The 11,316-nt window shown below is 62.9% G+C and carries 14 protein-coding genes, 1 tRNA gene and 3 pseudogenes; 7 read left to right on the top strand and 11 right to left on the bottom strand.

The features are described from left to right. Positions 1–224: 224 nt before the first annotated feature. Complete coding sequence (locus U1E69_RS01780; RefSeq protein WP_322242333.1) at positions 225–1,097, bottom strand: UTP--glucose-1-phosphate uridylyltransferase; 873 nt, start codon at positions 1,095–1,097, stop codon at positions 225–227. 182 nt (positions 1,098–1,279) lie between these two features. Here U1E69_RS01780 and U1E69_RS01775 point away from each other — a divergent pair, with 182 nt between their 5' ends. Further along, positions 1,280–2,149, top strand: a complete 870-nt coding sequence (locus U1E69_RS01775; protein WP_322242332.1) for a cobalamin B12-binding domain-containing protein — start codon at positions 1,280–1,282, stop codon at positions 2,147–2,149. Positions 2,150–2,887: 738 nt separating this feature from the next. Here the strand turns inward: U1E69_RS01775 and U1E69_RS01770 are convergent. The 5 genes from U1E69_RS01770 to U1E69_RS01750 form a co-directional block, all read right to left on the bottom strand. Next, complete coding sequence (locus U1E69_RS01770; RefSeq protein ID WP_322242331.1) at positions 2,888–3,745, bottom strand: phosphatase PAP2 family protein; 858 nt, start codon at positions 3,743–3,745, stop codon at positions 2,888–2,890. Further along, a complete protein-coding gene (locus tag U1E69_RS01765) occupies positions 3,742–5,367 on the bottom strand; it encodes a glycosyltransferase family 39 protein (RefSeq protein ID WP_322242330.1) in 1,626 nt (541 codons plus the stop codon). Before U1E69_RS01765 ends, U1E69_RS01770 begins: the two co-directional genes overlap by 4 nt. Before the next feature lie 35 nt (positions 5,368–5,402). Next, positions 5,403–6,149: a phosphatase PAP2 family protein gene (locus U1E69_RS01760; protein WP_322242329.1), complete on the bottom strand. Its 747-nt coding sequence runs from the start codon at positions 6,147–6,149 to the stop codon at positions 5,403–5,405. Positions 6,150–6,226: 77 nt separating this feature from the next. Further along, a complete protein-coding gene (locus U1E69_RS01755; RefSeq protein WP_322242328.1) occupies positions 6,227–6,550 on the bottom strand; it encodes a lipid-A-disaccharide synthase N-terminal domain-containing protein in 324 nt (107 codons plus the stop codon). After that, the gene (locus tag U1E69_RS01750; protein ID WP_416200247.1) at positions 6,543–7,319 is read right to left on the bottom strand and encodes a glycosyltransferase family 2 protein; all 777 of its coding nucleotides are present in this window, start codon (positions 7,317–7,319) and stop codon (positions 6,543–6,545) included. The genes U1E69_RS01755 and U1E69_RS01750 overlap by 8 nt, the downstream gene beginning before the upstream one ends. Before the next feature lie 231 nt (positions 7,320–7,550). Between U1E69_RS01750 and U1E69_RS01745 the strand changes: the two genes are divergently transcribed. Further along, the gene (locus U1E69_RS01745; RefSeq protein ID WP_322242327.1) at positions 7,551–7,865 is read left to right on the top strand and encodes a hypothetical protein; all 315 of its coding nucleotides are present in this window, start codon (positions 7,551–7,553) and stop codon (positions 7,863–7,865) included. Next, entirely contained in the window at positions 7,862–8,131 is a 270-nt protein-coding gene (locus U1E69_RS01740) for a TIM barrel protein (protein WP_322242389.1), read from the top strand. The genes U1E69_RS01745 and U1E69_RS01740 overlap by 4 nt, the downstream gene beginning before the upstream one ends. Before the next feature lie 181 nt (positions 8,132–8,312). On the opposite strand, the gene U1E69_RS01735 is transcribed toward U1E69_RS01740, so the two are convergent. Further along, positions 8,313–8,639, bottom strand: a complete 327-nt coding sequence (locus U1E69_RS01735; protein ID WP_322242326.1) for a hypothetical protein — start codon at positions 8,637–8,639, stop codon at positions 8,313–8,315. Positions 8,640–8,847: 208 nt separating this feature from the next. After that, positions 8,848–9,000, bottom strand: a pseudogene (locus U1E69_RS01730) (ATP-binding cassette domain-containing protein); the annotation flags it as partial. A gap of 252 nt (positions 9,001–9,252) precedes the next feature. Here U1E69_RS01730 and U1E69_RS01725 point away from each other — a divergent pair. From U1E69_RS01725 to U1E69_RS01710, 4 genes and pseudogenes are all read left to right on the top strand, one after another. Next, entirely contained in the window at positions 9,253–9,516 is a 264-nt protein-coding gene (locus U1E69_RS01725; protein WP_322242324.1) for a hypothetical protein, read from the top strand. Positions 9,517–9,672: 156 nt separating this feature from the next. Then, a pseudogene (locus tag U1E69_RS22575) lies at positions 9,673–10,098 on the top strand (recombinase family protein); the annotation flags it as partial. Positions 10,099–10,126: 28 nt separating this feature from the next. After that, positions 10,127–10,543, top strand: a complete 417-nt coding sequence (locus U1E69_RS01715; protein ID WP_322242388.1) for a recombinase family protein — start codon at positions 10,127–10,129, stop codon at positions 10,541–10,543. Then, positions 10,530–10,580: pseudogene (locus tag U1E69_RS01710) on the top strand (hypothetical protein); the annotation flags it as partial. The gene U1E69_RS01715 and the pseudogene U1E69_RS01710, both read left to right, overlap by 14 nt. On the opposite strand, the gene U1E69_RS01705 reads toward U1E69_RS01710, so the two are convergent. The 3 genes from U1E69_RS01705 to U1E69_RS01695 form a co-directional block, all read right to left on the bottom strand. Beyond that, positions 10,572–10,751 (bottom strand): hypothetical protein, encoded by a 180-nt coding sequence (locus tag U1E69_RS01705; RefSeq protein WP_322242323.1) that lies wholly within the window; start codon positions 10,749–10,751, stop codon positions 10,572–10,574. The pseudogene U1E69_RS01710 and the gene U1E69_RS01705 overlap by 9 nt on opposite strands. A gap of 198 nt (positions 10,752–10,949) precedes the next feature. Continuing rightward, entirely contained in the window at positions 10,950–11,168 is a 219-nt protein-coding gene (locus tag U1E69_RS01700) for a hypothetical protein (protein WP_322242321.1), read from the bottom strand. Positions 11,169–11,175: 7 nt separating this feature from the next. Next, positions 11,176–11,252 (bottom strand) — tRNA-Met (locus U1E69_RS01695). Positions 11,253–11,316: the final 64 nt, after the last annotated feature.

The following is an 11,316-nucleotide window of genomic DNA, read 5'->3' as shown; positions in this document are numbered from 1 at the left end:
GTGTCGTGTCCTTTCGGGGTCATGGCAGTGCCCACAGAGGGACGTGACCGCAGGACGCACGCCAAAGCGCGGCCCCTCTGTAGCGTCACGTCGGTCGCTTTGATCGCAATCGTTGCATGACAGGCAGATCGGAGGCCCGGATCGGACCTGCCGCATGTCGCGCCGCTGGTGGTTGGCGATGCGTTGTCTGCCAGCCGAAAATTCGCTGAGCCAGAACACTCTTCCTATCTCGCCACTATAGCATGAGCGGGGGCCGTCGGGGTAGCGGAATGCGCCAGCCCGAAGCCCAACCCGGCACTTTCCTGCCGGGCTGCAGCCTGGCGCGCCGCCCCGGCGGCCAGCAGTCCGTCATGGTTGCCGCAGTCATGCCGCGTCCCGCTGAACTTGAAGGCGACAAGGGAAACGGACCGCCCGGCCGTCGTGATGGCGTCGGTCAGCTGGACCTCGCCCCCCTTGCCGCTGGCCGTGTTTTCCAGGACGTCAAAGATCATCGGGTCAAGGATGTAGCGCCCCACCGCGCCAAACGACGACGGAGCCGTGCCCGACGATGGCTTTTCGACCATGCCGACAACCGGAAGGCACTTGTCCCTGGGCAGACCGCTAAGCCGGAAGATCCCGTACTGCGAGGCTTCTTCGGGACTGACCTGCATCGCCGCGATCATGTGGCCCTGGGTGTAGTGCGATGCCATTTCCGCCAGACAGTTCGGCCCCATGACGATGTCGTCCGGAAGCAGCACGGCGAACGGGCCGGGCAAAGTGACATCCCGGCAGCACAGAACGGCATGCCCAAGGCCAAGCGGACGGTCCTGGAAGACATAGACGATCTCGGGGCCGATCTCTTGCGGATCAGTCGACAGAAGGGGAGTGTCCTGAGGACCGCGACCGGAAAGATAGGCCTGGATCGCCCGTTTGGCCGCGCTGATCACCACAATGATCCGCTCTGCGCCAAGGCCGATCGCCTCGTCCATGGCAAAATCCAGCACCACCCGGTCGTAAACAGGCAGAAGCTCTTTCGCCGTGACCTTGGTGGCAGGCAACAGGCGCGAGCCAAGTCCGGCAGCCGGAATGATGACCGTCCTGATCGACCTGTCTGACATGGCTGCCCCCCGAAGTTGTGTAAATCAATGCCCGGACGCAACGCTCATGAAGCGGATTGGTTCCCCTGACGAACCAATCCGCGTCGATGCCGCCTCGGCCGCTACTGTCGGCCTGACCTTCCGAGCCACCCTTGGCATGCGCGTTGCGGCACGCCGGACGCAGAATACCGTGGAATACCGTCTTGATCGCTGGGCTGACTGAGCTACTCTTGCGCAGCGGGGGGACATCCATGAAACGACAGCTGGCTTCACTGGATACCGAGGTATTCGCGCGCACCGCATCGATCTTTTCGGCCAAGCGTGCGGCCTTGCCCCCGGAAGCGGTCGAAGTCGTGGCAAGCGATATCGTCCGACGCCTTGCGCAGGCGACGACACGCGGGCCGGATTTCGACTCTCGGCCGATCCCTGAAGAAAGCGTGGTCGCTTTCTGCGATGCGTTGATACAGACCGAACCCGACGCAGCCTTGCGCTTCATCGAAGACCGCCGCGCCGAGGGCACTTCGCTGTCGGGCGTCTATCTCGGCTACATCTCGGGGGGCGCCCGCTGCCTTGGGGAACGCTGGGAACGGGACGAGCTTTCGTTCCTGCAGGTCACCTGCGGAACCGGCCACCTATATGCACTGATGCGGGCGCTGCGGTCCGAGATCTCCTTTGCCCACCACAAGTTCGACAACCGCCGGGTCGCGCTGTTTGCGACAGTTCCGGGCGAAGAGCCCGGTGTCGGCATCACGGTCGCCGCGGACATGTTCCGCGAGGCAGGATGGGAAATCGACCTGGAAACGGGCACCGAGCATGACGAGCTTGTCGCTCATGTCGAAATGACCCGGCCGCACATCATCGGTCTTTCCTTTAGCACCGAGCATAGGCTGGGTGCTCTGGTCCGGCTGGTGGTTGCGATCCGCCTGGTGATGCCCGGCGCCATCATCGGCGTCGCCTCTTCCTCAAACGTCGATGCCGAGCGCCTGCGGAACCTGGTGGATATCGACCTGGTCTTCTCGGACGTGCCTTCGGCTTTCCGTGAACTCGATCGGCTGATGCGGCTTCGCGACTGAGAGAGTTTCCGCCGGCCTTAGCGACTGGTTCGGGATGAGGTCATTCCCGTTGCTGGCCGGCCGTCTACAAGAAGCGCAGCCTCATCGACCGATCCGGCGAAGAGGTCCCGGCGGCGGGCTTCCTTTACTGGGACCTTTCCCAAGGCATTGCTGCAAGTCCTGCACGTCGGCCTGACCGTGCCTTCAAACTGCAAAATGATCTCCCGGAAATGGCGGGGTTCGCAGTTTTCTTGCGGGCTGACAAGAATTTGAAACGGCAAAGGCCGAGCTTTGGGCTCGGCTTTGAAGTTTTTGATAACACCGGCACTTTTGGTTTCGGGGACATGCAACCGCCGAAACTTGCCAACATTAAAGTGCTTTGTGTGACGTAAAGTACGGCCCCCACTGAAAGCTGTTGGTTTAAGCAGTTCGCAACCCGCAAAGTGGGAGTCGGGAACTGGCTCGACGCGCCCGCGGGGTTGCTTTCGGCCCATAGCGGACGGTAGGCATGAAGGATGTTAAAGGCAGCTTTGTTGAACCATAACTTGTGGTCTCCACCAACCACGATTGCTGGCGGTGCTAGTCCTTGAATCCAACCTTCACTACCGTCGGTCCAAACTGACACGACAGTGTATGTTCAACGTCAATGCGACGGTCTGCCGTGGACCAGTTTTGCACCGACACGACGCCGTTTCTGGCTGGAGGCGGTCAAACGCTTAGATCTGCGCATTTTGGATAACGTCTGCCGAGGTGTTGGCGTCATGACTTCCGAGAAAGTAACTGCCGACGGACGCTGACATTTGCCTGTCTCACGACTGACGTAACGACGAGCCATGCCTGGGAAAGACAGATGATTCCTCCCTTGACCAGAACCTTTGCTGACAGGGTCAATTCAGTCTGGAAAGCGTGCCCGTGTCTTTCCATGCCTTGGCGCAAGGCAAGGCTGACCAAGGCCCCAAGTGCCATTCCTGCCAGGCAATCAGATAGCCAGTGGACACCGATGAAGGCTCGGGACAGGGCTGCGATCAGCCCGATGGATAACCATGCGATGGCTTGTTTGGGAAACGCGATGGCCAATGCAACTGCGAAGGCTATTGCTGTTGTCGCATGGCCGGACGGGAAGGCGGCCCAACTGGCGCGGAAGGACATGAAGGCGAATTCGAACACTTGGGGGTCGCCTGTCGAGGGCCGTGCGCGACCGATCATGTTCTTCGTCAGGCTCGCGATCGTGCCGCTGATGGCCACCGACCCGATCACCAGAATAAGGGCCGACCGCAGGTTCTGCAGCGCATCCGGGGGAAACGGGTTGCTTTGCCGCGCGACGACCGTAACGGCGCCGAGAAGCAGCAGCGAAATGCCCAGCGGCCAGGCCGAGTTTCCGAACTGAGTGACCACCCGCAGGACCGCAACGACCGACGGGTCGAGCGACCGCGCCAGGTCGCGCACCGGGGCGTCCGCCACGACGGCAACCAGCAGAATTGCGCAGGCGAAGGTTCCAAGCCAGGAGAGGTTGCTCTGCCGCCGGACCACGGCAGCTAGCCTCCGGCGCGAGGATAATCCTGTGGCTTCCGCATTGAGACGGGCAAGGAGAGCGTCCTGGGACCCGGCGTGCTTCATGGCTCCCCCTGACAGTCCAGCACGTCAAGCGTGACCCAGTGGCCCGCCCCAATGACTAGGCCGGTGATGGTCCGGGCTGGCCTGCATCCCCGGATCAACGGGATCGGCGCCGTAGCGGATTCGCGGGCGTGCACGACCACTTGGCAGGCACCCAGGTGGACAACCTCGGACGCGGAGGCCGAGGCGGGGAAAAGGTCCGTGTCCCGCCCGCCGTGCCAGACAAGCGACGGTTCGCCGTAACCCCAGCCCGAGACGATCGGGTGGTCGCAACCCTGTGCGGCGGCAATTTCCTGCGCAACGGACACGGCAGAATCGGTGGGCCAGAGGGCGGGAATGCGGGCAGCGGCAGAGATCAGCCCGGCATGGAGGATCGCCCCCGCAAGTGCTGCCCGTGCGGCCAGCGTCCAGGGCGACGATCCAAGGGCCGAGCGCACGGCGAAGCCGGTGGTGACAAGGGCCCCTGCCAGCCCGGCCCCTGCCAGCCCGGCGGCCGGCAAGGCATCCTGCTGAAGGGCAAAGGCAGCGACCGCAACTCCCAGCGCCAGTCCCGGCAAGATCGCCAGGGCGGCCAGCCCGCGGAGAAGCCGCGAGTGGGCTGCCAGACCGGCGGGCAGGTGGGCCACGGCCAACAGGGCAAGTGCAGGATAGACCGGTAGGGCATAATGGATCAGCTTGGTTGGAACAGCCTCATACACCAGCCAGACCGGTATGGCCCAGGCAAGGCAGAACCGTGTGGCAGGGTCTGTCCGTGCCCGCCAGATCGACTGCAGCGACAGAAGCAGCAGGGGCGTCGCGGGCCAGAAGGTAAGCCACATAAGGACAAGGTAGCTGCCGGGCGGTGCGCCCTTGCCCTCTTGTCCCGAGGCGATCTTCGGCAAGAGGTCGGCCCCGACCGAGCCGAGCCAGAAGGCCCCGTTGCTGCGAAAGGTAATGGCAACGAACCAGGGCAGCACCAAGACAAGTGCCACGATGATCGGCCAGGGCGACCAGAGCGGGCGCAGCCAGTCCGCTTTTCGGTCGACCGCAATCAGCGCCAGGATGGTCAAGGCCGGCACCATGGGGCCGATCGGTCCCTTGATCAGGGTGCCCGCTCCGATAGCCAGCCAGAAGGCATAGGCTGCGGCGCGCCCGCCGATCTGCGGCCCGCCGGTCCGCTGCAGGTAAAGCCGCGCCAGAACCGCCTGCGCCACAAGGATCGTCGCCAGAAGTGCCGCATCCGTCTTGGCGATCCGCGCCTCGCCGCCGATCACCAGCCCTGCGGCAAAGACCGCGGCGCCCAGAAGGGCCACCTGCCTGCCGAAAAGCGGCGTTCCGACGACGGCCAGCAATAGCACCGACAGGACGGCCCCCAAGATCGATGGCAACCGGTAAACCCAAAGCGGGGCATCCGGCCCCTCGCCCCAAACAAGAACGGCGGCGCTTTGCAGCCAGTAGATCCCGACCGGTTTCTTGTGCCGCGGTTCGTCCTGAAAGCGGATATCGACATAGTCGCCGCTTTCTACCATCTGGCGACTGGCCTGGACGAAGCGCGCCTCGTCCCGGTCTACCACTGGCAGGGTGGACAGAGCTGGCAGGAACGTGAGGAGAGCGAACAGGATCAGGGCCAGCCAGCCGCTGGTCACGCCGATTTGTGTGGTTCGGGCCGGAAGCGAAAGGGTCAAAAGACACCCCTTTGTTCAGCGAGTTCCAGCGCCCGTCTACGGGGGGAGAGAACGGGCAGGTGCTTCCGCGCGCGCGCGATGCCCAGGACCGGATACAATGCCAGTGCAAATCCCGCAGCGAAAAGGACGGAGAAGACTGTGTCACTCAGGAAATGGCGGCCAAGTCCGATCCTTAGGACCGAGGTGAAGGCGACATAGGCCGCTGCCACCAGAACCGCCAGCACACGGCCACGGGTCCGGGAAAGGTGTGGCCAGAGGATGGCCACGGCGGGAATGGCCAGGCTTGCGGCCATCGACGCCTCACCCGAGGTGAAGGAAGAATTGCGCACGCATTCCGCGACGACCTGCCAGGACGGCGTGAATTGCGCCGAGCCGCCGAATTCGGCAAGCGTGTCGGGTCTGGCGCGGCCGATGTGGGACTTCAGAATGTAGTTGACCACAAGACCGCAGGCGACGGTGATGCACAGGAGCGGATAGGCCATGAGCCGCAGATCGTCGCCACGCGCCTTCCCGGTCATCACCCCATAGAGGATGCCCGCAAGCAGGAGGAAGATAGCCAGCTCTCCCATTCGGCGCACCAACAGATTGACCGTGGGTGCAACGCCTTCGGCCCAGGCGAACCCCCTGCTTCCGTCAGCGAAAAGCGCAGAGACGGCAAGGTCAATCCCCGGGAAGGCCGCGAACAGCGCCTGCACCAAGACAACGACCATCAGGTAGGCGATGAGCAGGCGTTGCAGGGTCATTCGCTGATATCCTTTGAAATTGTGCACCAAGGCAGCCCAGGTCGGGCTAGTCTGTATTCGCCGGGCCGCAGTTGCGCTCAGTTCCTTGCGCTGGCCGGACGATGCTGATGTTCGGCATGGATCAGCCAGAGATTGCGGATGTAGATCACCAGTCCCATCGACTGGCCCAGGATGAACACCGGGTCCCGCCGCCAGACCGCATAGGCGAAAAGAACCAGGCCCCCCGCCATCGAGAAGTACCAGAACGCCACGGGGATCACGGACCGCTTCTCCCGCTCGGACGCGATCCACTGCACAAGAAAACGCGCCGTGAAGAGAAGCTGGCCGGACAGGCCGACCAGGACCCAGGTAAACTCGGTCCAGCTGTGGACATGCAGCCAGGCCCAGAGGGTTTCATGCATCGATCTTGCCTTTCAGGGCCGGGGTCAGGGCAGCCGGGACATCGACCGGCCGGTGCGCAGGCTGAGAGGCCAAACGTTCGGCCAACACCCGCTTTTGGCGATGGATCAGCCAGGCCACACCCGCGAGGTCCAGGATGCCAGCAAGCGCACGGTCAAGGTTACCGTACTTTGACCGGCCAGTGCGGCGCGGGGCATGCGTGACGTCGACAAGCTGCACCTGCCAGCCATCCCGGGCGAAAAGCGCAGGGAGATAGCGGTGCATATGGTTGAAGTAAGGCAGGGCGAGGAAGGCCTCGCGCTGGAACGCCTTGAGCCCGCACCCGGTGTCTCGTGTCCCATCCCGAAGCACCGTCGCGCGCAGGCCATTGGCAAACCGCGAGGCAAGCCGCTTCGACAAGCTGTCCTTCCGCCCGACACGCTGTCCCGCAACAAGTCCGCAGATCGGGCTTGCGGTCGGGCCGATCAGCGGTGCGACCAGCCTTGGCAGGTTCGCGGGCGGGTTCTGCCCGTCTCCGTCCAGCGTTGCCACGATCGCCGCCCGGGCTTCCAGGACACCGGAATGCAGCGCCGCCGACTGACCGCCAGACTTGGGATGACCAAGGACCACGATCCGTGCATCCCGCGCCGCCAGTGCCAGGCACCGCGCCCGAGTGGTGTCGGTCGACCCGTCGTCGACAAGGATTAGTTCGTAGGACCAGGTTGTCAGGGCTGCCGAGATATCGGCAACCAGATCGTCGATCGCGCCTTCCTCGTTATGCAGTGGAACCACCACTGACAGCCGAGGCGACAGGGGAGGCAGCGAGACATCACTTGGCCTGGAGAGCATGGGTCGGAACCAGTCGCGATCTTCGACATCTGGGTAGGACTTGTAGGTCACATCTCGACGACAGTTTCTTTGCGGTCCGATGTCAGACTGTGACGACTATGCCGGGCGGTTGACTTGCAGAGCCTCTTTGTGCAAAAAATGCATATACTTTGCATATGCAAAAGAGAGATGGGGATGCGAAAAGGCAAGTCCGACGGAAAGAAAAAGAAGAAGAAATCCAGTCAGTTGGTGATCCGGATCGAGGAAGGCGAGCGTGACGCTTTCGCTAAGCTCTGCGACAAACTGGACACCACCGCCGCGCGCGAAATCCGCCGGTTCATGCGGGAGTGGGTCGCCCAGCACTCGCCCGTCGCTGAGGCCGCGGCCCCGATCGACGCGGCTGCCGAGACCGACGCCACGGACGCTGTCCCCACGGCCGAGCCTCTCGCGGAAGCACCGGCAAAGCCGGCCCGCCGCAAGCGCAAGCCAACGTCCGCGCCTGCCGCCTGAGCCACGGAACCGAGTGGACGACGGGGCAAACTGAGGCGTGCCCCCGTCATCGTGCTGGGTCGCGGCTGGGCCATATCCATCTGCAGGACGCCGACGGGTTTGTCGACCGGCACTGGCAGATCGGACATGGCACGATCCTGTGGCAGTCTGTCTTTGCCGCCATTGCCCATACATGCGCAAATCCGCGACTGATCCTAGAACTGAGGGGCAAGGAGGGCGTTCTTCCTTCGGCTGCCCACCTCAGGGCGATGGGACTTGCGGAATGAGGTTCGTAGTAGTTCAAGCTTTCATCTCTCAGCGCCGGGCCAACCGGTCATCGGGCTCGACACTGGTGCGCGCACCGCCGAGGCCGTTGCCGTGATCCAGCGCGACCATGGCGATGACGAGTTCGTGCTCAGGGCCGGAGATCTTGCCGACCGGGGCGAGGCAGCGGCCCGCCGTTCCGGCTCAATCAGGTCGGGTGGCCCCATCAATTGTGTTACTTAAGTCCATTAGGTTCCCTCCTTGATCGGTTCTGTATGAGCAGACGAAGGGGTTGAACATGATTGGGAACGGCCTGGCGGTTTCACTGAGCGGGCGTGAAACCAGATTGAAGTGGATGTGCGGCGGGAACATGAACGAAAGCACCGTGCCCAGTCGCGCCAGACCCTCCCATATCCGCAAGGGCGAGAAGTCGAAGGTGTAAAGGCACCAGGCTGTCAAAAGCGCCAGCACCGTCCAGGCCAGTGCGCGGCGAAAGCGCACCTCGGGGGCGGCGCGGAATGCCAGGGGCATCTGGGCTTTCAGTACGTCGATCTCTGATTGTGAAGGGGTCATGCTGCGACGATCCCGATAATGCGGTGGCGGATGCGTTCCGATACCCAGTCGATCACGATCACCGTGGCGAAGATGATCAGGAACAGGGCGGAAAGGTTGGTGTATTCCTGCAGCGAAATGGCGGTGCGCAGTTCCTGCCCCAGCCCGCCCGCGCCGACGTAGCCATCGTCGGGGTTTCAAATCCGGCGATCATCCGCAATACCGTGGTCTTGCCGCAGCCCGATGGACCGAGGAACGAGACGAACTCGCCCTTCTGCACTTCCAGATCGAAGCCCTTTACCACCGTATTGGTGCCGAAGGATTTGGTTGCACCGGTGATCTGCGTCGACGCCCCTTCACCAATCTTGAGCTTGGTCGGAGTGTGCAGCGCAGCCCGGGTGGTTGGCGCGTGTTGCTGGAAGCCTCCGACCTTAAGAGCGGGCAGTATTGGGAAGCCCGCGTCCCGGAGCCGACGGCCAGCCTCCTCACGCACTATGTCGATGTCGTTCGCCCCTGCCTTCTTGTGCCGAACGCGCAAGATGAACGTCGCCTCTGGCTGACGAACAGGGGAACGCCTTACAAGCAGGGACACATGGGCGTGTGGATCAAACAACTGACGTTTCAGCTCATCGGCGTGGCGATCCCTCCGCATTTCTTCAGGGATTGCGCCGCGACAACGATGGCGCTTTCATCGGCAGAGCACGCGCGCGGGATTCGGGCGATCCTCGGGCATGCATCGGACCGCACCTCCGAGCGTCACTACAATCAGGCCAGCGCCATCGAGGCCGGGCGTGAGCTGCAGGACATAGTGCTTAAGCGCCGGAAGGCAGCAAAGATTTCGAAGATGAGAATTTGACCATGCGCGCCGCGATCTGCGCCCGGTATTCTTCTGACCATCAGTCGACGGCATCCATTCCGGATCAGGTCCGCCTCTGCCGCAGGCACTGCAAGGAGCAGGGCTGGTCGGTCGCGGATTGTCTTTGCCGACGAAGCCGTCAGCGGAGCCACACATTTGCGTCCCGGCTTCCAGGAGATGCCGCAGCGCGCCATGGCCGGCGGTTTCGATGTGCTCGTCTCCGAAGCGCTCGACCGTATGTCCCGCGATCAGGAACATATTGCCGGGCTCTACAAGCGCCTGACCTATCTTGGCGTCAGGATTGTCACCAGGTCGGAATGCGAGATCAACGAGCTGCACGTCGGCCTCGGCGGCACGATGTCCGCACTCTTCCTGCGCCAGCTGTCCCAGAAGACCCATCGCGGCCTCGAAGGCCGCGTAAGAGCCGGTAAGTCAGCAGGCGGTATCAGCTACGGCTACCGGCTGGACCGCCAGATCCTGCCAGACGGCACCCTGACAACGGGCGATCGCGTGATCGGCGCGGCACAAGCCGCCACGATCCACCGGATCTTCGAAGACTATTCCCGAGGCAAGAGTGCGCGCACCATCGCTATCGAGCTGAACCGGGAGGGTGTCGCCCCACCCCCGCCTGAGCAAGGGCGCACGAGCTGCTTCCTGGTCGTTCTCGACCATTTCGGGGAACTGGAAGCGCGGCACCGGCGTCCTAAACAACGAACTCTACATCGGCAAGTTAGTCTGGAACCGCCAGCGGTTCATCAAAAACCCCGAGACCGGCAGACGCCAGGCGCGGCCAAATCCACCGGACGCTTGGATCACCGAAGAGGTCCCGGATCTGCGCATCATCGACGACGCGCTGTGGCAGCGCGTCAAAGAACGACAGGGGGCCGTACGGCAGGATAATCCTGACCGAGCGCACCGCCAATCCGCACGCGCCCAAGTCAGAGGTTGGGCGACGTGCGCGTTATCTGCTGTCGGGCCTCTTGCACTGCGGCTGCTGCGGATCGGACTACATCATGATCAGTGCTGACCGCTATGGCTGTGCGGCTGCCCGCAACTCAGGCACCTGCAGCAATCGCAAGACCATCGCCCGCAAGGATGTGGAGACGCGCGTCCTCGGGGGATTGAAGGAGCGACTGATTCATCCCGATCTGATCAAGGAGTTCATCAGCGAGTTTCAGCGGGAGATACAACAAGAGCGGCTCTCTGCCGTTTCGGAGCGGGGAGAGAACGAGCATCGCCTCACCAAGGTGCGCAAGGGCATCGGAGTTTTGCTGACAGCGATCACCAACGGGATGTATCACCCGTCGATGAATGCCAAGATGGACATACTGGAGGCGGATCGCACGAGGTTGGAAGCGGCCCTCGGCGCAGTCCCGGAGCCCGAACCCGTGGCGCTCCATCCCGGCCTCGCCGGGATCTATGCCGGCAAGGTGTCAGACCTGGCAGAAGCCCTGAATGAAGAAGGCACCCGGGCCGAAGCTGCAGATCTCCTGCGCGGCCTGATTGAGAAGGTCATCCTGCGTCCCGACCAAGAGGCGCAGCACGGACATACGATCGAGCTCTATGGAGAACTCGCGGCGATATTTTCGTTGTGTGACGGGAGCTTGGCCACAAATGCCAAAGCCCGCACGGTTGGTGCGGGCTTTCGGCAAGTAACGATGGTTGCGGGGGCAGGATTTGAACCTGCGGCCTTCAGGTTATGAGCCTGACGAGCTACCGGGCTGCTCCACCCCGCGCCAGGGTTGTTCCGCGCTGTGGAGTGCGTGGAACCGGTATTGAGATCGTTTAGGAGTGAGGTGT

Source organism: Tabrizicola sp. (assembly GCF_034366665.1).
In the GTDB taxonomy this organism is placed as follows: Bacteria; Pseudomonadota; Alphaproteobacteria; order Rhodobacterales; family Rhodobacteraceae; genus Tabrizicola.
The sequence above is the reverse complement of the archived record's forward strand: the minus strand, read 5'-3'. Positions and strand labels throughout refer to the sequence as shown.

Coding starts and splice junctions, on each gene's coding strand:
- U1E69_RS01755 (WP_322242328.1), bottom strand. CDS start 6,550: ATGCATGAAACCCTCTGGGCCTGGCTGCATGTCCACAGCTGGACCGAG.
- U1E69_RS01735 (WP_322242326.1), bottom strand. CDS start 8,639: ATGCCCCTGGCATTCCGCGCCGCCCCCGAGGTGCGCTTTCGCCGCGCA.
- U1E69_RS01745 (WP_322242327.1), top strand. CDS start 7,551: ATGCGAAAAGGCAAGTCCGACGGAAAGAAAAAGAAGAAGAAATCCAGT.
- U1E69_RS01770 (WP_322242331.1), bottom strand. CDS start 3,745: ATGAAGCACGCCGGGTCCCAGGACGCTCTCCTTGCCCGTCTCAATGCG.
- U1E69_RS01725 (WP_322242324.1), top strand. CDS start 9,253: ATGGGCGTGTGGATCAAACAACTGACGTTTCAGCTCATCGGCGTGGCG.
- U1E69_RS01760 (WP_322242329.1), bottom strand. CDS start 6,149: ATGACCCTGCAACGCCTGCTCATCGCCTACCTGATGGTCGTTGTCTTG.
- U1E69_RS01705 (WP_322242323.1), bottom strand. CDS start 10,751: ATGCTCGTTCTCTCCCCGCTCCGAAACGGCAGAGAGCCGCTCTTGTTG.
- U1E69_RS01780 (WP_322242333.1), bottom strand. CDS start 1,097: ATGTCAGACAGGTCGATCAGGACGGTCATCATTCCGGCTGCCGGACTT.